This window comes from Dehalococcoidia bacterium (genome assembly GCA_021295915.1).
In the GTDB taxonomy this organism is placed as follows: Bacteria; Chloroflexota; Dehalococcoidia; order Lucifugimonadales; family UBA1123; genus VXRN01.
Genome location: JAGWBK010000003.1, coordinates 1 through 24,815, shown reverse-complemented (window position 1 = coordinate 24,815; position 24,815 = coordinate 1). Strand labels below are relative to the sequence as shown.

Genomic DNA, 24,815 nt, shown 5'->3' with positions numbered 1-24,815 from the left:
AAATTCGTGGAATATTCGTTCGAAACGGCCTTGACTCGCTTATGCGTTCTGTTCTAAAGTTAGAACACGATCAAGTCAACCAACGACGAGGGGCCAGGTCAACTCCTCGACTTCACGTACGGCCCGCATCTCACCCCCCAGTAGATGCGGGTCGTACCCATTTTTGCGGGGAGAACTAATCGTTGGCACGTTGATAGACCTAGCAAGCGTCAAGGGTTACCAACCCATTGCGAAGCCGTCCGCTCTCGGTTCACTCCCGCCAGTTAGGACTCCTGTTTCCGCATTCCTGGTGATGACCTGTCCACTGCCAAAGATGATTCCGTGCGGCGGAGATACGAGGATTCTGTGACCTCTGTCCGATAAGTCCCGAGCTATTGCAGGGTCGACCCTCTCCTCAATTGCGACACCCTCACCAAGTCGGACGCTGAAGCGCGGTGCGTCTAGCGCCTGCTGAGGCTCAAGTCCGAAGTCGATCATATTCACAAGCGTTTGCAGGTGTCCCTGAGCCTGCTGCATGGCGCCCATGACACCGTAGCTGGCTACCAGTTCGCCGTTGCGAGTCACCATACCTGGAATCAGAGTGTGGTACGGCAGCTTGTTCGGTTCCAACCGGTTCGGATGTTCAGGATCCAGCGAGAATGATGCGCCCCTGTTATGGAGGGCAATCCCCGTGCCAGGCACGATCAGCGCACTGCCGAAAGACATGAACACGCTGTTGATCAGCGAGCACGCGTTGCCATCGCCGTCCACAGCGGACACGTAGACGGTGTTGTGATGCACCGGCGGCGATCCGTGCGCCACCAAGGGAAGTGCTCTTTCAGATGAAATGAGAGAGCGTCTTTCCGATGCGTAATCCTTAGAAAGTAAGTCCTGTGGCGCTACGGGCATAGAGTGCGGATCGGTCACATAATGGAGCGAGTCAGCAAATGCCAATCGCATGCTTTCTATTAAAGCATGGTATGTGTCGGCGGTCTGAAAGCCCATTTTGCTCAGGTCGAAACCCTCGGCTATATTCAATGCGAGCAGGGCATTGACGCCCTGAGAGGGAGGAGGGCATTGCCAGCACTCGAAGCCCCGGTAGGTTGAGCTAATGGGGTCGACCCACGTCGATTCATGGGCTGCCATGTCGCCAGTCGAGAGCCATCCTCCCATGGATTGTACGAAGTCGGCGATCCTGGCGCTCAGCGGACCCCGGTAGAAGGCGTCGCTCCCTCCCTCTGCGACAGAACGAAGAGACTCGCCAAGAGTCGGGATCTTCATAATGTCGCCGGCAGCAGGGGATGAGCCATTCAGCAAGAGCTCGCCACCCGCGGGTCCGGCTGCCAGCCGAGGACCACCGACCTGCCAGTGGTCGCTGATGATCTCTGACACTGGAAAGCCACGCTCTGCATGCTCAATCGCAGGCTGAAGTGCATCATTTAGTGACGTATTTCCGTATCGGTCCAGCAGAGTCTCCCATCCGTTTACTGTCCCTGGGACAGTCACGGAGAACGGGCTCTGATCAGGAATGCTCTGGTATCCCTTACTCCTGAGTTCTTCGAGAGACGCACCAGATGGAGACCGACCGCAGGCATTCAGCGCCTGAACACTCCTGTCCTTCGCTGTCCAGACAAGAGCGAAAAGGTCGCCTCCAATACCAGTGGAATGGGGCTCGACGACATTCAGCACAGCCGCCGTGGTAACAGCAGCATCCACCGCATTGCCACCGTTCATCAGTACCTTAACGCCAGCGGCGGCAGCGAGTGGCTGAGTGGTGGCGACCATCCCATTTGTAGATCGCACATTAGAGCGACGTGAGTTGAAGTTCATGCTGTCTATCCCGCTGTGAGTGGCTTTATCGGCAACTGACGAAGAATCAGGTCAAGTTAAAGAGGCGAGAACCAGAATCCTGACCTTAACGATGGTGGTCCCTCGTCTGAGCCGCAAGTGCCAGGGCACGCTCAGGATTGACTACCCGGGGACCGTTGAGTCCGAGTCTGACTTCTACTTTCGAACTAGGGGACAGGCTAAACGTTCTCTCACCATCAAGTGCAATGGTAGCTGGGCGAAGGTCGACCTCGACTCCTGGTCCATCAGGTGTAATAGCAAACCACTCCGTAACGTCCACACTGGTAACGGCTCCTGGTGCCACAGGTGCGAGCACTGTATCGCCTCCAGGGCCGAGACGCATGTAAAGGCCTTCTGGCGAGTCCGGCTCAATTTGCCTGAGCTGCGCGCCAATGGCGGATAGGCCAATGCTGGTAACGCTTGCCCGCGTGAGGAAGAGCTGGTGAAGAGTGGACATATCCCAGATCGCCCTTGCCCCCACGAATCGCTCGGTAGACACAGCTACATCGACGAGAGCCATGTCGCGGTATTCGCCATCCACGTAGACTTCAAGGCGGCTATGGTGAATCGACGCACGTTCGGGGTCAGCCTGACCTGTGGCGACAACTCCAGCGGCCATGCCAGCAATCGTTCCCTCCAGCATCGTGGGGAACACATTGTTGGTACCTGTGGAGATAGGGACCAGCGGAATGTCACCGCACTCCGTTGCAATGGCTCTATTCGTGCCGTCACCTCCCAGGGTGATTATGCAGTCCACTCCAACTTCGCGCATGATTCTCGCGGCGCCTGAGGAATCCCTCTCGGCATGAAAGACGGTCATTTCTACGAAGTCAGGAGTTAGCGCAAGCTCCATGCCCTGCAGGGCGCTCCTGCCGAGTCCACCACTGTCGGGAAGGAATAGAACACGTTCAACGCCAACGGCGTCCATCCCAACCAGGGCCCGCTTGAGGATGTTGACCTTCTCATGATTGGGCACGAACCTGCCCTGGGCAACGATTCGACGAATGTCCTTGCCTGCCGCGGGATTGGCGATTATGCCTACAGTGCTCACCACTCACGCCCCAGCGGCAACTGGTCAAAGGAAAAGGGAGACGCGTCACGTCGCTTCAGTGTGTGTCCGACGACAGATGGTTCATCCTTCAAAGCGGAACCCTAATGGATCGTCGTCGAAGTCAATCAACGCCAGCGCTTCTTCGGCTGCCTCCTCAATCGCGTCATCACCTCTTCTCATCGCCTGCATAAGCGCTCTTCGAGCCAGGTCACCGCCAATAGCTCCCAGGGACCTGACGGCAGCGAGCTGCACCTGACTGTCTTCATCGTTGAGAAGGCTGATCAGATAGGGCAGGGTGTCATCTTCACCCAGGAATCCGCACGCGGTCGCCGCCTCGTACCTGAGCGCGGCATCGGGGTTTCTCATCTCCTTGATGACTGTTGGCAGCCATCTGGAGTCCGAGCTTCTACCCATTGCGAAAATCGCGCTCTGCCTGAGCCTGACATCAGAACCGGCATAGGCCTCTTCTATGATTGAGTGGACCTGAGCCGAGTCCAGCGGGGCCAATGCCTCAATTGCTCTGCACTGAGTGCCAACATGTTCGTCTTCTCGCCCGACCACTGTTAGGAGAGCGTCGCCTATCCTCTGAACGTCTCTCTTCACAAGCCTGCCTTCGCTGGCTAGTTCAGCAAACTTAGCCAGGGCCGTCGCCGCCGCCTCACGAACCGCAGGGGCCTCGTCTTTTAGGAGAAGGTCGATGAGTGGGCGAACGAGCGTCCGGTCCTCAGAGTCCCAGAGGCCTTGTGCTGCCCTCGCCCGGACTTGGGCGTCTCTGTCCCGAAGACAGGCGCGCAGCACGGCCGTGAAGTCCAGCTCGATATTGTCTTCCGCCAGCTCGATCATGCGATCGACAAGCTCGCGCCTGCGCTCCTCTGGTGCCTTTGCGAAAGATGACATGACTTCCGGCACCCTGGCTCTGGTAAGCCCGGATAGCTGGGCTAGGTCTGTATGTCTGATGGGACCGTCAGGGTTGCCTAGGTCGTCTACCACTAGGTCAAGGGTCATATGATTCACTCCCAAGCTCGCACATAGGTGCGGCATTACGGGCCGAGAACGCGACCAGCGAGCATAGTGCAAGTGATGTCCATGGAAGGAGGCTGTCCGTCCAGGGAACTGAGTCTTTAGAACCACAGGCCGCGTCTGAAATTAATGGAGCACCAGAACCGCTGTCAAGTAGAAAATTCGGGCTGTCGAGTCATTGAAGTATAATCTGATCACCCAACACATTTGGCAAGACCAGCAGGAGGTCGTCAATGGCAGCCCGACGCCCAAGGGTGAAAGCCGCAGATGTCATGTCGCAGCTAGGCGGGGAATATGGGCCAGAGGAATGGGTGCCGAGGTACAACCCTGCAGAGGAGTTGGTCTACACAATTCTGTCGCAGCACACTTCGGACATCAACTCCGAGAGGGCCTTTCTGAACCTCATGAGTGTGTTCGGCACGCTGGAGTCAATAGCCGATGCGCCAGAAGATGAGATCGAGGTAGCTATAAGGTCAGGGGGCCTGTCCAAACAGAAGTCCGTTCGTATCAAGCAGGTTCTCAACATAGTTAGGGATGACGTAGGGTCCTTCGACCTCTCATTTCTCGGTGAGATGCCACTGGACGATGCGAAGGCGTGGCTCAAGGACCTTCCCGGAGTGGGCCCGAAGACTGCGGCGATTATCTTGTGCTTCTCACTCGGTATGCCCGCGATGCCAGTAGACACGCACATCTATCGTGTATCACAGCGACTCGGTCTAATCGGCAAGAAGATCTCAGCGGATAAGGCGCATGACATCCTGGAGCCTATGGTCGAGCCTGAGGACGTGTTCGCCTTTCACATGTACCTGATCAAACATGGCCGTCAGGTGTGCAAGGCTCAACGACCAAGATGCACAGAGTGCGTCCTTGCCTGGGGCTGCCCTTCGAACGGCAAGATCACCGGAACTCGCAAGAAGCGACGACCACGAAGGAAGTCCGCTGCGGGACGCTCCTAGATCCAGAATCTATGCAGAAAAGACTATGTGACCTGCTGTCTGGTCTCTGTTTAGACGCCTGTTCAGGTACAGACCCTCGAGCACGAACTCCATAGCCGAGGCAATCGCCGAGGGATCGTTGGACTCCTCGATCTTCGCGATCATCTCCTTCATGTCTGCCATCTGTGGGAGACTGTCCACGTAGGATTGGGAAGGAATGTCGGTTCCGGCCTGGATAGTCAGTCCCTCATCGAACCTGGTCAAGACGGCTTCGAAGTCACGAGCCGTAAAGTACCGGCTGAACATGTTCTGTACGGCCTTCTTGACGAGTCCGTCCACAACCTTGAACTCGCGGCCCTCTTCGACGCTTTCCATTTCTACTTTGCCGTTCGTGGAGGCGACTATGGCCGGTAGGTCGCTAACTCTTGGGCTGGCTGTTTCCTGAAGTCTGAGGCTTCTCTTGAACGCGCTGCCGATGACGGTTTCGTAGTTGGCAATCGAAACCCGGAGACTGACGCCTGAACGCTGGTTTACTTCAGGGCTCCGCCTTGCGAGGCTGGTAATCTCCGCGATCACTTCCTTCATGTACTGCGGGACAACAACAACATCGTCAACATCGTCGAACCTGGTGTGCTCCTGCTCCATGATTTGAATCTCTTCTTCGATGTCGCGAGGATAGTGGGTCCTGATTTGAGCGCCGTAACGGTCCTTTAGCGGCGTGATGATACGACCGCGATTGGTGTAGTCCTCGGGGTTGGCGCTGGATACGAGCATCACATCGATTGGGAGCATGATGCGGTATCCCTTGATCTGGACATCGCGCTCCTGCATTAGGTTGAAGAGGCTGACCTGAATCCTCTCAGAGAGGTCGGGAAGTTCATTGATGCTGAATATTCCCCTGTTTGTGCGTGGGATCAGGCCATAGTGAATTGCGAGTTCGTCAGACAGGTACCGTCCCTCCGCCACCTTGATCGGGTCGATCTCGCCAATGAGATCTGCGACGGTGATGTCAGGTGTTGCCAGCTTTTCGGCGTACCTGTCTTCCCGGGAGACCCAGGCGACCTGCACATCGTCACCGGACTCGGCGATCTTTTCCTTGCACTCCGGGCAGATCGGGTCAAAGGGGTTGTCGTTTAATTCACAGCCCTCGATGCTGGGTATAGCCTCATCCAGTAGTTCGACCATGTGTCGGATGAGCCTGGACTTGGCCTGACCGCGTTCCCCGAGAAGGATAATGTCCTGTCCGGCAAGAATCGCATTCTCCAACTGTGGAATGACCGACTCGTGGAACCCAACTATCCCAGGGAACAGCTCTTCATTCGCCTGGATCTTGCGAATCAGGTTACGTCTGAGCTCTTGCTTCACAGTTAATACCTGGTAGCCGGAAGCACGAAGGTCGCCAATAGTTTCAGGACGGGAGGCTGCCCCCATTTTTCAACTCTCCTGATCGTGTTGTGATTGATATAGTGTACAAGGTATATCACCAGCGCCGTACGTGACACCCTGCCATCCCGGATGTCGCGTGCTGAACCTAGAGGAGGAGACTGATGCCCAACTATATCTGCAAGACCTGTGGTGTGCAGTTTGCTGAATCATCAGAGCCTCCTGGCGAATGTCCGATCTGCCTGGACCCTAGACAATACGTGGGATGGGACGGGCAGCAGTGGACAACCATGGACGAGCTTATCCGGGATGGATATCGAAACGACGTCCGAGAGGAGGAGCCCAATCTTATTGGCATCGGCATTTCACCCTCCTTCACCATCGGACAGAGAGCGCTGCTCGTCCAGACACCGCATGGCAATGTGTTGTACGACTGCGTCAGCCTTTTGGATGACTCCGCCATTGCAGCGATAAATGCTGCCGGCGGAATCGACTACATTTGCTTTTCGCACCCTCACTTCTATGACAGCAATGTTGAGTACAGCCGGGCTTTTGGTGGTGCTCCAATCATAATCCCCGAAGCAGACCGCGAGCATGTCATGCGTCCAGACCCAGCTATCGAATACTGGGATGGAGAACCACTGGAGCTTGTTCCTGGTGTGACGCTCATTCAGTGTGGAGGGCATTTCGACGGCAGCGCCGTGCTGCACTGGGCTGACGGAGCAGACGGCGCGGGAGCGCTGTTTGTAGGAGACAGTATAACGGTGGTGCCTGACAGGCGATTCGTGAGCTTCATGACGAGCTACCCGAACCTGATTCCGATGTCGGAGGCAAAGGTTGACGCGATTCTCGACGCTGTCGCACCATTCGAGTTCGATCGCATCTACGGAGGCTGGTGGGGGAGGAATGTAATGTCTGGCGCCAAAGAGGCTGTTCTCCGGTCAGCGGAGCGATACATCCAGCATATGGCTGGAGAGTAGGTCCAGGGCGCTCAGGACGCCCAGTTCCTAGACCTTTCCACAGCGCGCTGCCAGTCGGAGTAATGGGCCTCTCGCTGACTCTCGTCCATAGCTGGATGGAAGGTCGCATCCGCCTCCCACAGGGCTTCAAGCTCTTCGGAGCTGTTCCAGGTCCCGACTGCAAGACCTGCCAGGTATCCGGCTCCCAGGGCAGTGGTCTCTTTTATCGCAGACCGCTGGATCGGGACGCCTAGGATGTCTGCCTGGAATTGCATCAGGAGGTTATTGTCAGTTGCGCCACCGTCCACGCGAAGGGAAGAGATGGCAGTACCCCCTTCCTTCTGCATCAGGTCGAGTATATCGTGGGTCTGGTAGGCAATCGACTCCAGCGCAGCCCGGGAGATGTGTGACCTTGTTGTCCCCCTGGTCAACCCAACGATGGTGCCGCGCGCGTACATATCCCAGTATGGGGCCCCCAGGCCAGAGAACGCGGGCACAAGGTACACGCCGCCATTGTCTTCTACCTCTGCCGCCAAGGATTCGGACTCTGCGGACGTCTCCATAAGACCTAACCCATCCCGCAGCCATTGAATGGTAGCTCCGGCAGAGAAGACGCTACCCTCCAATGCGTAATTGACCTCGCCGCCTATTCCCCAGCCTATTGTGGTCAAGAGTCCTGAGCTAGAGTCGACGCGTTCAGTCCCGGTGTTCGTGAGAGCGAAGCAACCGGTCCCATAAGTGTTCTTCGTAGAACCGGGCGCGAAACAGCACTGCCCGAAGAGGGAGGCGTGCTGGTCTCCCGCAACGCCAGCAATGGGCACTGGCTGACCATAGGACAGGTCGCCAGCGACATGTCCGTACACCTCGCTTGACGATCTCACCTCTGGCAGGACTGCCTTCGGGATATCGAGCATCGCCAGCAGGTCATCGTCCCAGTCGAGTGTATCGATGTTGAACAGCATCGTTCTGCCGGCATTTGTGACATCAGTGGCGTGGACCAGTTTGTTGGTAAAGTTCCAAATCAGCCAGGAGTCGACCGTGCCACAGGCCAGGTCTCCACTGGCAGCCCGCCGTTGCCCATCGGGGATTTCGTCAAGGAGCCATCGTATCTTTGTTCCCGTGAAGTATGCGTCGATGGGCAGCCCAGTCTTTTGGCGGACTACGTCCCCGTAGCCTTGTGACTTCAGGGAGTCGCAGAGTTGAGCGGTACGACGGCACTGCCAGACGATGGCGTTGGAAACTGGTTCGCCCGTTCGACGGTCCCACATGACCAGGGTCTCTCGCTGATTGGTGATACCCAGGCCGGCAATGGATCGTGGATGCAGCTCCGCTATTTCGAGAAGTTCATCTATGGTCTCAAGGCACGACTCGAATAGCTCGACGGGGCTGTGTTCGACCCAGCCGGGCCGTGGGTAGATCTGTCGAATGTCCCTACCGGTCGTCCACAATGGGGCGCCCGTTGAGTCGATCAACATGGCAGTTGTGCCAGTTGTGCCCTGGTCGATAGCAATTATGTAACCAGTGTCAACCATATGTATCACTAAGCCACGACGGTCAGGTTGTGTCAAGGGGTACGATATACCATAATGGGGTGTCAGACTCATTGGGCGACTGTCTCGTACGATCGCCGATTTAAGAGGGGAAAGGTTGATGGGATTCTCAGACGAACTCAGGAGCCGCGCAGCACCCATTTGGGAGCGTGAGCAGAGTCATCCCTTCGTCACGGGTATCGGCGACGGGTCCCTGTCCCTCGACAGTTTCAAGTACTACATGCAGCAAGACTACGTGTTCCTGATCGACTTTTGCCGCGCCATCTCGCTTGGGGTTGCCAAGGCGCCGCAGATGAGTGACATGGGCTGGTTCGCTACCCTGATTCACGAGACATTGAACACAGAAATGTCCCTTCACGTCAGTTTCTGCGCGGACTTCGGGATCACTGAAGAGGAACTCCTGGCAACTGAACCCTCTCCGACGACATGGGCGTACACGCGGCACATGATCAACACAGCCTACAATGGGACAGTCGGCGAGGTCGCCTCCGTGATCCTGCCATGCTCGTGGGGATACTGTGAGATCGGTCAGAAGCTGTACGCCCAAGGCCTTCCAGATAATCAGCCTCTCTACGGGCGATGGATCGAAACATACAACGCTCCGGAATTCGAGGAACTGGCCATCTGGCTTCGCGGCTTCGTCGACCGGCACGCCGATGGGGTCGGCCCCGCAGAACTTGCAGCCATGGAACGCGCTTTCATGGTGAGCAGCCAGTACGAGTACATGTTCTGGGACGCCGCCTGGCGAATGGAGGGCTGGCCTGTCTCTAGCTAGGCGGGGACAAGGCCTTATGGCCATGTTCCGAGGCGAGAACTACCGGTACTGGGCATTCCTGGCCCTGGCGATCGGTCTGTTTACGTCGGTGTCTGACATGGGTAGTGTTGCTGTCGCGCTCCCAAGTATTTCGAATCACTTCGAGACTGCCCTTCCTACGACCCAGTGGGTGCTGATCGGATACACGCTCACTATCAGCGCCCTCCTCCTGCCAATGGGTCGCTTCGCGGACATAGCAGGCCGGAAGAGAATATACGTTGTTGGGTTCGTGATATTCATAGTTGCCGCCTGCATTGCCGGCATGGCCCCGAATATGACCTCTCTGATCGCCATAAGGATCGCGCAGGGCGCGGGGGCCGCCATGACTCAGGGCACTTCGATGGCGATGATCGTCGCGAGCTTTCCTCCTCAGGAGAGGGGCAAGGCCCTGGGACTTCAGATGAGCATGGTAGGCGCGGGAGGGGTGGCCGGGCCCGCGATCGGCGGCTTCATCGTAGAAGTCCTGGGATGGCAATGGGTGTTCTTCGGTACGGCACTCCTGGCGACGGTGGCCACCATTGCCGCTATGGTGATGATTGACTCATCGAGAGTCGGGCAGACCAGGGGCACAAAAATTCAATACGACTGGATTGGCGCGGCGTTGTCCGTTGGAGCCTTGATTGCATTCCTCAATGGGATGACGTGGGCACCTTCGATTGGGTATAGTCATCCGCTTGTCGTGGCACTACTCGTTGGATCGGCCACACTACTGGTCGCGTTCGTGGTGCAGGAACTTCGCAGTTCCTCCCCAATGATGGACATCCGCCTGTTCAAGAGGCGGCTGTTTGCTCTCGGAGTTCTTGCGAGTTACCTGAATTTCCTTGGAATGCAGTCGGTACGATTCCTCATGCCCTTTTATCTGCAGGCTGTACTGGGGCTCTCGCCAGGGCAGGTTGGGCTCATCATCGTGCCCGGCGCAATTGGGATGATTATCACGGGGCCTCTCAGCGGACGCCTTTCAGACAGGTTCGGCTGGCGGTGGTTTACCATGGGGGGGTTGCTGGTGTCGGCAGGTGGGCTGCTGATCCTCTCGACTCTCCAACCGACCTCTCCATTCTGGCTCGCGATGGCGGGTATGATCATGCAGAGCACCGGCATCGGCCTCTTCAATGCGCCGAATAATTCATCAATACTCAGTGCTGTTGAACCGAGCAAGTTCGGAGTTATTTCGGGGTTCCTCAACCTCGTACGCAATTCGGGCAACCTTTGCAGCATCGCGATTGCCACGGCAATCGTGACAGCCACGATGGGTACGCTTGGATACGAGCCGACTCTTGCAGGTGTCACGGCCGAAGGCAGCGAGGGACTGCTCGGTGCATTCACATCAGGACTTAGGGTCGCATACTCGATTATGGCGGTCGTGGTGCTGGCCGGCGTAGTTGCCTCCGCCTTCAAGGGCCAGCAATACCAGCCAGAGTCGGAGACTCCTGAGGTTCAAGCAGCTCCCACTTCCGACAAGGCTTCAGTCAGACAGGCGGCAGACTAACCTCTGATTGACAGTCTCATTGCCCTCAAATACGCTGAGTGCACCCCAACCTCCGTAGGAATCCGCAATGCTCCAGTCAGACGTCGATCTGCAGCCACTGACACCTTACAGGGTTCTCGACCTCGCGGAAGGTGGTTTCAACTGGTGCGGAAAGGTGCTGGCGGACCTGGGGGCCGATGTGATCAAGATCGAGCCCCCTTCTGGAAGTGCCACTAGGTCAGTTGGGCCATTTGTCGACGGTCAGGCTGGGCCTGATAGCAGCCTCTTCTGGGCAGCGTATTGCGTCAACAAGCGCGGAGTGACACTAGACTTGGACTCACTCGACGGACGCGAAAAGTTCAAGGCTCTTGCTAGTGGGGCTGACATCCTGATCGAGTCGTTCATGCCTGGAGATCTGGCGTCCAGGGGTTTGAGCTACGCTGACCTCGAGGTCGTCAATCCCGGGCTTGTCTACACGTCGATTACGCCATACGGACAAACCGGTCCCTACGCACAATTCGAAGCTCCAGACCTTGTGGCTTGGTCTATGGGCGGCATGCAGTACCTCTGCGGAGACGCGGACCGCCCCCCAGTTCGAGTTAGCGCTCCTCAGGCAGAACTTCATGCCGGGGCGCACGCGGCAGCAGGCACGATGGCTGCATTCTGGAATAGGCAGAAGACCGGCAAGGGTCAGCACGTCGATGTCTCCATGCAGACGGCGGTAATCTGGACGCTCATGAATGCCACCCCTTTTCCACCTCTCCACGGTGTAAACATGGAACGTGATGGGGCATTCCGTTCGAGGGGACAGCTAGCCGTCCGGCACGTTTATGCGTGTCTTGACGGTCATGTGAGCCTGGTGGCAGCTCCGAGGACCCTTTCGGGCCTCACCATCTGGATGGCCGAAGAAGGGGTCGCGCCGGGGTGGCTACTTGGCATCGACTGGGAGCAGTGGAATTTCTTAAGTGTGAACGCGAGTGACCCGGAGAGCATGGCTGAGTTTGAAGCTATCCAGGGTGAGTTCGAGTCGTTTGTAGCCACGAAGACGAAACTCGATCTCTTCCTCAGGGCAATTGAACTTGGGATGCTGCTCGCCCCCTGCAATACAGTCGAGGACATAGCCAAGAGCGAGCAACTAGAGGCGAGAGAGTTCTGGTGTGATGTGGAGTATCCCGTCCTGGGGCGGGACCTGACTCACTTGGGACCGTTTATCAAGTTTGGCGCGAGCCCGATCCGGATAAGGCGCCCGGCTCCAAGACTGGGTGAACACAACGACGAGGTGCTCTCAGAAGCAAGGCCGGAACGCGGTCCCAATAAGACCACTAGTAGCGCCAAATATCCAGACTCCGCGATGCCCTTCGACGGAATCAAGGTGCTTGACTTCACTTGGGTGGGTGTTGGGCCGATAACGATAAAGCATCTTGCCGATTTCGGGGCCGATGTAATCCGAGTTGAATCCGTGACCAGGCCAGACGTCCTGCGAGGTGGCGCACCATTCAAGGACGGAGAGCCTGGAATCAATCGAAGCCAGTTCTCGGCTAACTACAACTCGAGCAAGAGAGGGTTGGGACTCAACCTCGCTCTGCCGGAAGGTAGGGAACTGGTCAACGATCTGATCAAAGAGTGGAAGCCAGACATTATCGCCGAGAGCTTCACGCCGAGAGTGATGGCTGGATGGGGTCTGGCCTACGATGATGTCCGGCATATATTGCCAGACGTGATCTACCTCAGCACCTGCCAACAGGGACAGACCGGTCCGCACTCGAGCTTCGCCGGTTTCGGTCAGCTTGCAGGGGCTATGGCAGGGTTCTACCACATCACAGGGTGGCCGGACCGCGAACCGGCCGGTCCCTACGGAGCTTACTCGGACTTCGTCAACCCACCTAACGCAGCAGTGGCCCTGGTTGCAGCGCTGGAATTCAGAAGGCGCTCAAGCAAGGGTCAGCACCTGGACCTCTCACAGTATGAGTGCGCGACGCACTTTCTCGCGCCTGCCATCATGGACTACCTGACCAACGGGACAGTGTTGAATCGGCGCGGGAACGAGGACGACGCATCGGCACCACACAATGTTTACCGATGTGCAGACCGTGAACGCCGCCACACTGGACAGGGAGAACAGTGGATAGCGATCGCGGTCACAACCGACACCCAGTGGCGTACCCTGTGTGTGCAGATGGGCAGGGGGGAGCTGGCAGAAGATCCCCGCTTCTCGACGGCTGAGGCAAGGCGCGACCGGGGCGAACTAATCGACAGACTCATCAGCGAGTGGACACGGGACAAATCCGCGCGTGAGCTGATGGTCCAGTTGCAGGATGCTGGAGTACCTGCAGGTGTCGTTCAGAGCCAGGCTGACCTTTGGGAAGACCCGCAGATTGCACATAGGGGATTCTTCCAGTGGCTGGAGCACGCGGAGTGCGGCCCCATGCCTTACGACGGACTGTCCTATCACCTGTCCAAGACACCGGGTGCGTTAAGAATGCCACAGGCGCTAGTCGGCCAGCATAACTCCGAGATACTCGGGGAGGTTCTTGGTTTGGATAACCCCGCGGTTGACGCCTTGCTGGAGCGTGGTGTCCTCGAACAGTCCTGACGTCAGGAGAATCAAATGCCAGGTGCGTTGGATGGAATCAAGGTGGTCGACCTGTCCAGGATGGCTCCAGGGCCGTTCTGCACGATGGCCCTTGGTGACCTTGGCGCCGATGTCATTAGGGTCGAGGAGCCCGGCGGTGGCAGAATGGCACGCGAGCGGGCCGGCGACACCGACGAGGCTGGAGTAAGGCGCCGTGCGGCGTTCAATGCACTGAATCGCAACAAAAGGAGCATTGCCCTCAACCTCAAGCATCCGGATGCACAAGAGGTACTCCATCGTCTCGTCACCGATGCCGATGTCTTTGTTGAGGGGTTCAGGCCAGGCGTAGTCTCCAGGTTGGGTTGCGACTACGGGGCCCTTAGTGAGATCAACCCGAGACTGGTCTACTGTTCGCTATCAGGTTATGGGCAGGACGGACCATATTCGAACATGGTCGGGCACGACATCAACTACATCTCTGTTGGCGGAGCGCTTGGAGTCATCGGAACCGACAGTGGACCGCCTGTTATCCCATACAACATCATCGCCGACTACGCGGGCGGGGGACTACATGCGGCTATGGCCATCCTCGCGGCACTGATGGCTCGTCAACATACGGGGAAGGGACAGTATGTGGACATCGCGATGTCCGACGGCGTGACTTACATGCTGGCTTCGCTGCTATCTGAGTACTTTGGGACGGGAGTTGTTCCAGCCAGAGGGGAGATGGGACTGAACGGCGGCGCACCTTACTACAACGTGTACAGGTGCAGAGACGGACGGTACATCAGCGTTGGCTGTATTGAACCGTGGTTCTGGTCGACCCTATGTCGAACACTTGGCAGGGAAGACCTCATAGAAGGGCAGTTCGATGGCGACAGGTCGGAGTTTGTGAAGTCTGAGCTAGCGTCAGTGTTTGCCGGAAAGGACCGCGACGAGTGGTGGGAACTGCTCTCAGTGGTAGACAACATCGCGGTTGCGAAGGTCAGCTCGCTCGACGAGGTCGTTACGGACGCTCAGAACCTGCACCGGGAAATGGTGTTGGAGGCCGGAGAGATTGATGGGGTGACGGTCAGGCAGGTCGGTATCGGACCGAAGCTGTCCGATACACCGGGCTCAGTAAGGTACCTCGGTTCAACCGTTGGTCAGCATACAAGCGAGATTCTCGGGGAGCTCGGATACTCACAGGAGCAGGTAGCAGGGATGCGGGATTCCGGGGCTGCAGAATAGGGCATTCAGTCCGAACCAAGTTCCTCTTCGACGTCGACGCCCAATGCTCGAAGTGCAGTCGCGAGCATGGCGTAGTAGCCGACCAGGACTATGAAGTCCACGACCCCAGAAGGGCCCAGCAGATGTTCTATGGCCTGGAAGGTGTGTTCCGTGAGGTTACCTCCGTCCACAAGCTCCTTGGCAGCTTGGGCGAAAACACCTTCTTTAGCCGGCAGTCCCATCGGTGCGCGACCTGAGTGAATGCCCTCGATAACAACTGGCCTGACTCCGACGGCTCGCGCCACTGGCTCGTGATGCGCCCATTCATACCCGCTCCCAGTCTGTTGGGCGACTGAGAGGATAGCAATCTCACGGACTACTGGATCCAACGACGAGTTGAGGCGCAGGTACTCCCCTAATTGTCCGACTGCGGCTGCGGCTTCAGGGTTGTTGAGCAGCACACGGAACGAGTTTGGCATGGGCGTGTCAGGTTCGATGGACCCCCGAGTTTCGGCTATCCGGTCGTATGTGTCGACTGCCGTGCCTGTCAGCATGTCTCGGTTGACGTAGGGTAATCTGGCCATTGATTAGTCTCGCTTTCTTGTTATTATCTTAGATGGTAATTACCAGCGGTCGAATTGAAGTCGTTACCGCCCGCCGCTTTCCAACTGCTCGGACAGCGCGTTGAGTTGTTCTGATATCTCAACACGATAGGTTGCATCCGATGTCGGGCCAAGTAGTGCAGGCGGGAGTCTTTGGACTTGTCCTCTGTGATACTGACGGATGGCATTAAGGTCGGGAAGGGCGGCCTTCGGCCGACCGTTTTCCATCACCTCGTAAAGAAGTTGGCGCGACTCTTGCTTGTCTGTAGTCAGGTTAGCATGAGTAATCACGTCGTGATCGAACATACCCTCGCCATCGTACATCCTGAAGACCTGCTTGGGACCCGGTAGCGACACCTTGCCCTCGCTTAGCTTAATCATCGGCCTGCCTTCGTATTCGACTAGCTTGTAGACGAAGTCCGTGAACGGTGCATCGGCAGATGCGCCGACCCGTGTCCCAACACCGAACCCGTCAATGCGTGCCCCGGAGCTCACTAGGTCTGATACTGAATATTCGTCCAAACCGCTGCTTGCAAGAATGCGAACGTTCTGCAGGCCGGCCTCATCCAACATCTCACGTGCCTGTTGGGATAGCGTGGCCATGTCACCGCTATCCAGCCTTATGGCTCTCAGGTTGCTGCCTAGTGCGTGCATCTTCTGCGCGACTTGGATCGCGCTGCGAACGCCTTCGAGCGTATCGTATGTGTCAACCAGGAATGTGCTCGAGTCTGGAAACGACTCGGCGTAGTTGCTGAATGCGGTGACCTCTGAGTCGAACGTGGATATGTACGAGTGTGCCATCGTGCCCACCGCTGGTATGGCGTAATCTGACGCGGCGCGAACATTACTGGTGCCGTCGAACCCAGCGATGTAAGAGGCACGGGCCAGCTTCAGTCCTGCGTCAAGTCCATGGGTGCGACGTGATGCAAAGTCTACAACCTGTCGTCCGTCAGCAGCCTCCACCACTCGCGCAGCCTTGGTTGCCAGCATGGACTCCAGGTTGACCTGGTTTATGAGAAATGTCTCTGCGATCTGGCACTCTATTATTGGCCCTGATACCTCAATAACAGGTTCGTTGGGGAAAAAGACTTCTCCCTCCCTCATCGCCCGAACAGAGCCAGTGAATTCAAAAGACGACAGGTAGTCGAGCAGAATGCCATCGAACAGGCCCAACTCTTCCAATACTTCCAGGTCTGACTCCGAGAACTTGAGATTCTCCAGGTAGCTGATAACCGACTCCAGGCCACAGAATACGTAGTAGGTCCTGTTTTGTGGGAAGTTACGGAAGTACAGGCTGAACGTGGCATGTCCGATCTGGCCGCTCTGCAGATACGCCTGGGCCATAGTCAACTCGTATAGATCTACGTAAAGTGGATCTATACTGCCGGGGACGGACATGTCGACCAAATGCTCTGTCTCCTTCGATTGACGCGAAGTGTAGAATTGCCGAAAGACGAGGTCAACCATTCAAGGAGATTCGAAATGGCAACCACGACTCTAAGGCCCATATTGCCAACTGCAAGTCCCGAGTCCGCTGGGCTGGACTCTGAGCGACTATCCAGACTTGACCGGCTGATCGGGATGCACATCTCTGAAGGGCGGTATCCGGGTGCACAGATAGCAGTAGCAAGGAACGGAAGGTTGGTGAAGAGCAGGACTTTCGGACGTTCGAAGGTCGGTCCCGCTGATGAACTGGCTGAAGAGGACACTCTTTGGCTGATGTTCTCGCAAACCAAGGTCATTGTCACTGCCGCACTGTGGCAGCTCGTCGAATCTGGAGAGCTACGATTCGCAGACAAGATCAGCGACCATGTTCCCGAGTTTGCTGCCAACGGCAAAGGGGACATTACCCTCTTCGAGGTAATTTCGCACCAGGGAGGGTTTCCGTCTGCCGAAGTGCCTGAAGAGGCTTGGGACGACCACGAAATGCTGAGAAGTGTAGTTTCAGACTTCAGACTGGAGTGGACACCAGGCTCAAAGGTCCACTACCACGGACTGGCCGCCCACTGGGTTGCGGCGGTTGTCATAGAGGCAATAACCGGAAGGGACTATCGCGACCACATCCGGTCTACACTGCTGGAACCCATCGGACTGGATGACCAGATCTTCGTAGGGGTGAGTGAGAAAGCCGACAGTCGCTGCGCAGACATTCACGAGTACAAGGATGATTCCATGGTGAAGTCAGCGCGAAATACCCGGGCTTGGCGTGCGGCAGGCGTACCCGGCGGTGGGGGCTATGGCACTGCGACAGGCCTCGCCACGTTTTACCAGATGCTGCTTGCAGGTGGCGTACTGGACGGCAACAGGGTCTTGGCTCCGAGGACGATCCAGTTCGCGGCACGTAATCACACTGGCGACCGCGTCGACGAGAACATGGGTATGCCAATGCACCGAGGTATGGGTCCTCACGTCAGAGGGCTCACGCCCACCATCAGGGGACTCGGGACGCTTGCCTCGCCAGCCACTTATGGGCACGGCGGGGCCGGAACGTCCTACTCTTGGGCCGACCCAGAGTCGGGCGTGTCGTTTAGCTACCTGACCAACTGCATGGCGCCCGAGCCGTGGCACAGCGCGCGGCTGGATCAAGTATCCAACATCGTGCACTCGAGCATCGTGGAGCTATGAACGGCTGCGTTCGAGTTCGACCAGGTTCCTTCGCAGGATCTTGCCCGAAGGGTTTTTCGGCACTGCGTCGATAAACTCGACCTCACGTACGTGCTTGAATGTCGCGACGCGTTCGGCGACGAAGCTCATGACATCCTCGGCAGAGATCTCAGTGCCGGGTGTGGTGACCACGAACGCCTTTGGAATCTCGCCCGACTCCAGGTCATCCTTGCCTATGACCGCTGCGTCTGCAATTCCTGGGTGCTCAAGGAGCACGCCCTCTAGCTCAGCGGGCGGGACCTGGAAGCCCTTGTACTTGATCAGTTCCTTGAGTCGGTCGAGTACCCAGACGTAGCCGTCGGGGTCCATTCTGACGATGTCGCCGGTGTGCAGCCAGCCATCTTCAGTGAGAGTTTCGCGGGTCGCCTGTGGATTGTTGTAGTAGCCCTTCATTACCTGGGGCCCACGGACCATTAGCTCGCCCGCTTCATTGGGAGGCAATTCAGTCTCGCCGGTTTCTACATCGACGACCTTCTGCTCCGTATCAGGCAGGGCGGGTCCGATAGAACCGTGTCTGGTCAGGTGTGGCTCGAGGAAGTCTGCATGGGTAACCGGGGATGCCTCGGTCATTCCGTATCCCTGGATGATCGGGAATCCCATTACATCCTGGATGCGCAGTTGCATCTCTGCTGACAGAGGTGCTGCTCCGAAGAAGCCCACCCTGACTGAGGAGAGATCGTGATCCGCGACACCAGGATATTGGGTTAGCCCAAGTCCCACCGGTGGGACAGTAAACAGCACTGAGACCCGATGGCGAGACATGAGGCCCAAAAACTCGTCCATGTCGAACCGACCCATCATCACCTGAGCGCAGCCAGCACCTATGGCGCTATTCATCAGGACGTTCATTCCGTAGATGTGGAACAGCGGCAAGTGTGTGAGCAGCACATCATTGGCCCCAATGACAGATGTCTCGTCCTTACGGTTCAGGAACTGCTGGACGTTGGACACGAGGTTGAAGTGAGTGAGCATCACGCCCTTAGACAGGCCTGTCGTCCCTGAGGAATAGGGAAGCACGGCAACATCGTTGACTGGATCGGCAGGTATCGATGGAGGAACGGGAGAGGCGTTCTCGAGTATGCCCCAGAATGAGTTGGGATCGGATGAGTCTGGCTCCATCACAATCTCGCGAGCCAAAGCAGGTGTTTCACTGCGGGCGGCGTCAGACATCGGTTTGAGGACCGGATGAACAATGAGCGTTTCGGCTCCACTGTCGTTCAGCTGATGAGCGATCTCCCTCTCACGGTAGCCTGAGTTGACGGTGGTGACGATTGCTCCAGCCTTGACGATGCCGTAGAAGGAGATCACGAATTCCACACAGTTGGGAGCCAGAATTGCAACGCGGTCACCCGGCTTTACACCCAGTCCAACCAGGGCCGAAGCAAGTCTGTCGGAATACTCACCTAGTTGGGAGTAGGTGTACGTATTGTCACCGTCAATGACCGCTACATTGCCTGGAACCCTGTTGATGGCCCTGTTCAGCAGATCCTGGAGGGGGAATTTGTCATAGGGGACGAGGGAGCTTCTAAGTTGAGTTGGTGACGTCATTTCAGTCTCCTGTGTCTTGATAGCGCGGTCTCAATCAGCTCAGAAACATGCGAACGTTGGCATGAGGAAAAACGACCTCGACTACTGCCTGCTTCAATCGCTCCATCGAGCGTGTGTATGGCACGAATGAGGGATCGTCTTCAGGGACATTGTGCGGGCACGGCCGCGCAAGTTCTGTTTCAGGGCACATATGAGTGTCAGCGGCCTCGTCCCAAAAGCCAACCAGGCGCATAGGGAAGTATAGCGTTTCCGCAACTATCCGAAGATCGCCCATAATCTCTGTCGGACGGTACTTCGACTCGGTCTCTATCCAGACAGTGGCTCTATCCATTTTGACTCGAAAAGTGGTCCCATCCTGCTGACCCCACGATGACTTCAGTCCCATCGTCCGAAACTACGGTAACCCTGGGGTTGTCGCCCACCATTCTACCGATTACGCTGACGATCGAACCCAGTTCATTGGTGACCCTGTCCATCGTGGCACTTGGAGCGCAGAACACAAGCTCGTAGTCCTCTCCTCCCCCCAGGGCCAACTGCAGCCAGTCCAAAGGGAATGCAGACTTCAAGTGCAAATCGGCAGGAATTCTGCCTGTCTCTATTCGAGCACCTAACCCGCTCGCGACACATACCTTGGTCAGGTCCGCAGTCAGACCGTCACTTATGTCCATGGCGCACCTTACACCGAGCTTCCTGAGAGCAAGACCCTCCGCGACTCTTGGCGTAGGTCGATTGTGAGCCGTGGCCAGATGCCGGCTCGTTGCAGGGTCGATTCTATCTCGAAGCCCGTCTTCCAGGATGAGTCGAAGTCCGCCTGCCGAGGATCCCAGATGACCGGTAACAGCGATTTCGTCGCTTGCCTGGGCACAGTTCCGTCTGAGAACATTGGCTCCGGCCTCAGCAAACCCTTCGAGAGAGACGCTGACGAAGAAAGTGTCGGAGCGTACGACGTCGCCTCCGATCAGCGCTCCTCCTGTTAGCTCCAGGACATCCATCATGCCACCGTACATTTCGATTAGGCCGTCAACAGGCAGATCCCCTCTGAGCCCAAGCGTCACCAGGGCGAAGGCAGGTGAACAGCCCATAGCACCGACGTCGCTGAGATTCGAAGCCAGGGCCTTCCAGCCGAGCTCGCGCCAGGGCATTCTGCCAACGATGAAGTGAATGTCCTCAACCATGGCGTCAGTTGTTCCTACGACCTTGGACTCTGGATAAGACCAGGCTGCCGCATCGTCGCCGATGCCGACCTCCACTCGAATTCCAAGATTGCGCAGCAGATCAACTTGCGCATCGTTCCTGAACCTTATCGACGACTCAAGGCGGTCTATAAGGTCGAACTCCCCAAGGTCACGGACAAACATGGGCCGATTATAGTTTGGCGTTGACCAGGCTAACAACAAGGGCCGTTCTCAGGAAGTCTGGATTGGGATAGTATGGTTCGGGCTCACAGTCCAAGGAGGTTCAAGATTGAAATTCACCGACATCATCTACGAGAAGGACGATGGAATAGCCTGGCTTACGATCAATCGTCCGGAAGTCTACAACGCGATCAGGGGGAGAACTACTGATGAGATGGGAGTGGCCCTGAAGGACGCTGGCAATGACCAGTCAGTCCGTGTGGTGGTCATATCAGGCTCAGGGCCCAACGCTTTCTGTTCAGGAAGGGACCAGGGGGAGGACCGGACGAGCCCTGAATACTCGGGCACGGACGAGGGTCTGTTCATGGAACTCGTGAAGCATATACCCAAACCGGTCATCGCCATGGTGGATGGGTATGCAATCGGGTCTGGGAACATTCTCGCCTATACGTGCGACTTCACAGTCGCGTCCACGAGGAGCATATTCGGGCAGACGGGCCCCAGGGTGGGGAGCCCAGCATCCGGGGCAGGCGTGGGATATTTGGCTCACGTTGTAGGGCAGAAACGTGCGAGGGAGATTTGGATGCTCACTCAGCAGTATTCTGCTCAGCAGGCCCTTGAGATGGGGCTGGCCAACTCCGTAGTGCCACACGAGCAACTGCGGGACGAGACCATCAGGTACTGCAACCTGATCAAGAACAACAGCCCTGTGATCCTTCAACTTCAGAAGATCACCTTCAACGAGTCGGCAGAGTACCTGGAAGCTCAGCCTAGCCCAACAGAGCGTTACGCGTCCGATTACCCTGAAACAGAGGAGTCTGAGGAGCGCCGGCTGGCATTCATTGAGCGGAGACCCATAAACCCTGCCAAAAACCTGCCTATCACGCCTACTGAACAGCAAGCATCCCTATTGGAGTGATCGAGTGATGACCGAGCAAGTAAACCTAAACCTCTGTCTGCGACTACCATTCGATGGGGCAGGAATTGAGTTCAACATCGAAGTCAATGAGTCTGGCGACCCGAGCAGCGGACCTGGATTCACGCTGGTCGCCCAAGCGTCAGGTTCAGGAGACAGGCTGGCATTTCAGTCGCAGGTCTCCCCAGTGCTAGCCGACTGGGTCAGAGGCTACACACGCTGGCTATACAGGGCAAGGATCAGTGCGCACCATACCGAAGATGCGATTGTCGGAGCGTTCGCAGCAGACGTCTCCGCGGAGCAGGTGTTTGAGGGCCTCCAGCTCGCCTGCGACATGATTCGCCAGCGGTTTGAACTGTACGAGGAGTCCGTCCTGGTCAGCTAACCACTCTGGGAAGTGCCAAACCTGCGACTGTGCTCCCGAAGAGTGCAATTGTCCATTACGACCGTCGCGCCAGCCTCGCGGGCCTTAGCGGCTGATTCCTCGTGAATCACGCCATCCTGCATCCAGATGAACTGGGAACCGATCTCTATTGCCTCGTCGACGATTGGAGGCACCTGGCTGGAGCGTCGGAAGATGTCGACCAGGTCGACATGCCTGGGGATTGACCTCAGGTCGGGATAGCTCTTAAGTCCCAAGACCTCGTCGACCTCTGGATTGACTGGAATGATGTCGTAGCCGTTCTCAAGGAGGTATTTTGCTACGTAGTGGCTGGGCCTGTCAGGCCTTGGCGACATCCCCACCACGGCCACCGTCTCGCTCTCTCTCAGTATTCGGTCGATCTCGTCAGTCATTGCCAGCTCCCGGGGTGTGTTATGTATATATTGGGACGTTAACACAGTGGAACGCATCGGAATAGCGCTGACTGGGACTGTCGAAAGTGTGCTTAATGGAACCCACATGCCTCACGTCATTTAGAATTGATGAAGACGTGTGAATTGGAACCGCCGCAATCTGATAGAGGGTTGGGGCATCACTTGTGCCAGACCCCGCCTACGTGGGAATTCGCCATGACTTTCGGATATTATATACAGTGAATTCCACCACCGTGCAGAGTTGCTCATTGCGCAAACCCGTACGTAATGTCATACTCAACAAGGCGCACAAACTTGGAGCCATTTTTGGCGCGCGATCGAAATAGCGATATCTCCAGCGTAGAGCCTCAACCTCCTACGCTGGAACCCTCACCTCGGAAACGGTCCGGCCTCTTCGGTCTAGGATCCGTTTTCCATCGCACCCGCCGCGGCGCGAGTAGCGTGGCAGTAGATGCTGTCAATGGCGCGATACGAGCCACAGACGAGATCACCGGCGAGGCCACGGGCTTCGTACGAGACGCAGTCATTGGCGTCGTAGAGAGCACTGGCAGGGTCGCGAGGGTTGGCAGGCCCGTCGTAAAGGACGTTGTCTCGGCTGCCGTCAGGAGCTCAACCGAAATGGGTGGCAGCATGCCCGAGGTGAGCCAGCGGGCTGTCGAGGGCGCCATCCTGGGCGCTGCCTCTGTCGGTGTACACCCTGAAGATATCAGTGCTCAAGCTTCAGCTGGTGTCGTCGAAGCCGTAAGGGAACTAGGGGGCGAATTCCAGGACGTTGTCGCGCCAGCGATCCATGGAGTCGTAATTGGCGTTGTAGCGACGTCCGGGGATATGTTTCAGTCGACACGGGATACGGCCTCTTCGTTGCTTACAAGTGGCGCTCAATCAGGAGAAGACCCAACCTGGGTCGCAAGAACAATCGTCCGAGAGGTCATCAGGGCTTCGCGAACCTATGGTGTGACATCCACCGATGCCGTCATGGGGTCAGCCCAGGGCTGCGTCGAGGCCGCCTACAAACTGGGAACCGAGACCGGTGACGCCGTTCGTATCGAAATCATGGCTGTGATAGACGCCCCGATTAGCAGGCTAACGCCTACAATCAGGGACTCAATTACAGACGCGCTGTCCGAGCTGTCAGACGAGATGAGGGACCGGCCCCACTCCTGGAGAGGGGTCGCAATGTGGCGGGCCGTCAAAACGCTGTTATCGTTGAATGGACTGGATACTGGCGCAGCCCTGGCGTACTACATGCTGCTTGCACTGTTCCCACTGGTCGCGCTGGTGATCGTAGGCCTGTCCAGCTTCATCGAGGCATCCGTTATAAGGTCGACCGTTGCGGAAGTAGTCGTCTTCTACTTTCCAAGTTCTAAGGACTTTCTTGAAGAGGCAATTGACCATCTCTTCGAAGCACGACTATTCGCAAGTTTGATCGCGATTGGCGCCATGCTGTTCGGGGCCCAGGGCCTATTCATGGCTGCAAACCGTGGTGTAAACCGGGTATTTGATTGCGATCCGCGTCGGATGATCGACGTAACGGTGTCAACGTTTGGGATAGTTTTTCTTGGTGTTCTGCTCTTTCTAACATCGGTTGGCCTGACGATTGTCCTGCAGGTCTCTCTCAACGTGCTGGAAGATCTACCAACGGTTGGCGTCCCACTTGACGAGTTCCTTTTCCTTGTCGCTAAGGTTGCGTCAGTCCTCACACCATTCTTAATAGCGGCGATAGTCTTTATCGTAGTGTACCGGTACCTTCCCAACAGAGAGGTTGCCTGGAGCGATGCAACATTTGGAGGGATTGTAACCGTCATCATCTTTGAGCTAGCCAAGTACTCCTTCTTCTGGTTCGCCAATATCGCCAGTCAACGTAGTTTGCTCTATGGCTCCGTATCATCTGTAATACTTCTCTTGGTCTGGTCACATGTAGCCGGCGTGACTTTTCTCTACGGCGCAGCCTTGACGAAGGAAGCGTCCAACCTGAGGCCGTAGGGTGATGTATCTCTGAGGAGAATCCCTGACTCACCTGTCATGGACAGGAACGCCAGACGATACGCCGACTGTAGACGGCGGTCGTAAAGTGTACCGGGTAGGCGGCTCGATCGCGCCCTGAGGGCGGTTGAAAAATAGCCCACCTA

The 24,815-nt window shown here is 56.9% G+C and carries 21 protein-coding genes; 10 read left to right on the top strand and 11 right to left on the bottom strand.

The genetic code is table 11. The annotated features are described in order from the left end of the window. Positions 1-216: 216 nt before the first annotated feature. The 3 genes from ggt to J4G14_01800 all read right to left on the bottom strand — a co-directional run bounded on the left by ggt (position 217) and on the right by J4G14_01800 (position 3,883). Positions 217-1,809, bottom strand: a complete 1,593-nt coding sequence (gene ggt, locus J4G14_01810) for a gamma-glutamyltransferase (GenBank protein ID MCE2456538.1) — start codon at positions 1,807-1,809, stop codon at positions 217-219. Between the two features lie 85 nt (positions 1,810-1,894). Continuing rightward, entirely contained in the window at positions 1,895-2,878 is a 984-nt protein-coding gene (locus J4G14_01805) for an NAD(+)/NADH kinase (protein ID MCE2456537.1), read from the bottom strand. An 81-nt stretch (positions 2,879-2,959) separates the two neighbouring features. Next, complete coding sequence (locus tag J4G14_01800; GenBank protein ID MCE2456536.1) at positions 2,960-3,883, bottom strand: HEAT repeat domain-containing protein; 924 nt, start codon at positions 3,881-3,883, stop codon at positions 2,960-2,962. A 248-nt stretch (positions 3,884-4,131) separates the two neighbouring features. Here J4G14_01800 and J4G14_01795 point away from each other — a divergent pair, with 248 nt between their 5' ends. Continuing rightward, positions 4,132-4,854: an endonuclease III gene (locus J4G14_01795; GenBank protein MCE2456535.1), complete on the top strand. Its 723-nt coding sequence runs from the start codon at positions 4,132-4,134 to the stop codon at positions 4,852-4,854. A 9-nt stretch (positions 4,855-4,863) separates the two neighbouring features. Here the strand turns inward: J4G14_01795 and J4G14_01790 are convergent, their stop codons facing one another. Further along, positions 4,864-6,264, bottom strand: coding sequence for a sigma 54-interacting transcriptional regulator (locus J4G14_01790; protein MCE2456534.1), 1,401 nt, complete (start codon positions 6,262-6,264; stop codon positions 4,864-4,866). A 116-nt stretch (positions 6,265-6,380) separates the two neighbouring features. Here J4G14_01790 and J4G14_01785 point away from each other — a divergent pair, with 116 nt between their 5' ends. Continuing rightward, positions 6,381-7,196 (top strand): MBL fold metallo-hydrolase, encoded by an 816-nt coding sequence (locus J4G14_01785; protein MCE2456533.1) that lies wholly within the window; start codon positions 6,381-6,383, stop codon positions 7,194-7,196. An 11-nt stretch (positions 7,197-7,207) separates the two neighbouring features. Here J4G14_01785 and glpK read toward each other — a convergent pair whose 3' ends face one another. Continuing rightward, positions 7,208-8,707 carry a glycerol kinase GlpK gene (glpK, locus tag J4G14_01780; GenBank protein ID MCE2456532.1) on the bottom strand — a complete coding sequence of 500 codons (1,500 nt, stop codon included), beginning with the start codon at positions 8,705-8,707 and terminating at the stop codon, positions 7,208-7,210. A 118-nt stretch (positions 8,708-8,825) separates the two neighbouring features. Between glpK and tenA the strand changes: the two genes are divergently transcribed. The 4 genes from tenA to J4G14_01760 all read left to right on the top strand — a co-directional run bounded on the left by tenA (position 8,826) and on the right by J4G14_01760 (position 14,806). After that, positions 8,826-9,500, top strand: coding sequence for a thiaminase II (tenA, locus tag J4G14_01775; GenBank protein ID MCE2456531.1), 675 nt, complete (start codon positions 8,826-8,828; stop codon positions 9,498-9,500). Positions 9,501-9,516: 16 nt separating this feature from the next. Then, positions 9,517-11,025 (top strand): MFS transporter, encoded by a 1,509-nt coding sequence (locus tag J4G14_01770; GenBank protein ID MCE2456530.1) that lies wholly within the window; start codon positions 9,517-9,519, stop codon positions 11,023-11,025. Between the two features lie 67 nt (positions 11,026-11,092). Beyond that, positions 11,093-13,597, top strand: coding sequence for a CoA transferase (locus tag J4G14_01765; protein MCE2456529.1), 2,505 nt, complete (start codon positions 11,093-11,095; stop codon positions 13,595-13,597). A gap of 15 nt (positions 13,598-13,612) precedes the next feature. Further along, positions 13,613-14,806: a CoA transferase gene (locus tag J4G14_01760; protein MCE2456528.1), complete on the top strand. Its 1,194-nt coding sequence runs from the start codon at positions 13,613-13,615 to the stop codon at positions 14,804-14,806. Positions 14,807-14,811: 5 nt separating this feature from the next. Here the strand turns inward: J4G14_01760 and J4G14_01755 are convergent, their stop codons facing one another. Together J4G14_01755 and J4G14_01750 are read right to left on the bottom strand one after the other, a co-directional pair. After that, positions 14,812-15,369, bottom strand: a complete 558-nt coding sequence (locus J4G14_01755) for a carboxymuconolactone decarboxylase family protein (protein ID MCE2456527.1) — start codon at positions 15,367-15,369, stop codon at positions 14,812-14,814. A gap of 63 nt (positions 15,370-15,432) precedes the next feature. Further along, positions 15,433-16,785 (bottom strand): nicotinate phosphoribosyltransferase, encoded by a 1,353-nt coding sequence (locus J4G14_01750; protein MCE2456526.1) that lies wholly within the window; start codon positions 16,783-16,785, stop codon positions 15,433-15,435. 84 nt (positions 16,786-16,869) lie between these two features. On the opposite strand from J4G14_01750, the gene J4G14_01745 reads away from it, so the two are divergent. Next, positions 16,870-18,012: a beta-lactamase family protein gene (locus J4G14_01745; GenBank protein MCE2456525.1), complete on the top strand. Its 1,143-nt coding sequence runs from the start codon at positions 16,870-16,872 to the stop codon at positions 18,010-18,012. Here the strand turns inward: J4G14_01745 and J4G14_01740 are convergent. The 3 genes from J4G14_01740 to thiL are packed head-to-tail and all read right to left on the bottom strand — an operon-like array spanning position 18,007 to position 20,957. After that, complete coding sequence (locus tag J4G14_01740; GenBank protein MCE2456524.1) at positions 18,007-19,599, bottom strand: AMP-binding protein; 1,593 nt, start codon at positions 19,597-19,599, stop codon at positions 18,007-18,009. The genes J4G14_01745 and J4G14_01740 overlap by 6 nt on opposite strands. A 34-nt stretch (positions 19,600-19,633) precedes the next feature. After that, the gene (locus tag J4G14_01735) at positions 19,634-19,930 is read right to left on the bottom strand and encodes a hypothetical protein (GenBank protein MCE2456523.1); all 297 of its coding nucleotides are present in this window, start codon (positions 19,928-19,930) and stop codon (positions 19,634-19,636) included. Then, entirely contained in the window at positions 19,923-20,957 is a 1,035-nt protein-coding gene (thiL, locus tag J4G14_01730; GenBank protein ID MCE2456522.1) for a thiamine-phosphate kinase, read from the bottom strand. Before thiL ends, J4G14_01735 begins: the two co-directional genes overlap by 8 nt. 106 nt (positions 20,958-21,063) lie before the next feature. Here thiL and J4G14_01725 point away from each other — a divergent pair, with 106 nt between their 5' ends. Continuing rightward, a complete protein-coding gene (locus J4G14_01725; protein ID MCE2456521.1) occupies positions 21,064-21,873 on the top strand; it encodes an enoyl-CoA hydratase/isomerase family protein in 810 nt (269 codons plus the stop codon). A gap of 7 nt (positions 21,874-21,880) precedes the next feature. Beyond that, positions 21,881-22,255: a hypothetical protein gene (locus tag J4G14_01720; GenBank protein ID MCE2456520.1), complete on the top strand. Its 375-nt coding sequence runs from the start codon at positions 21,881-21,883 to the stop codon at positions 22,253-22,255. On the opposite strand, the gene J4G14_01715 is transcribed toward J4G14_01720, so the two are convergent. Then, positions 22,252-22,665 carry a CoA-binding protein gene (locus tag J4G14_01715; protein MCE2456519.1) on the bottom strand — a complete coding sequence of 138 codons (414 nt, stop codon included), beginning with the start codon at positions 22,663-22,665 and terminating at the stop codon, positions 22,252-22,254. The genes J4G14_01720 and J4G14_01715 overlap by 4 nt on opposite strands. Before the next feature lie 462 nt (positions 22,666-23,127). On the opposite strand from J4G14_01715, the gene J4G14_01710 reads away from it, so the two are divergent. Continuing rightward, positions 23,128-24,669 (top strand): YihY/virulence factor BrkB family protein, encoded by a 1,542-nt coding sequence (locus tag J4G14_01710; protein ID MCE2456518.1) that lies wholly within the window; start codon positions 23,128-23,130, stop codon positions 24,667-24,669. The last annotated feature ends 146 nt before the right edge of the window (positions 24,670-24,815 follow it).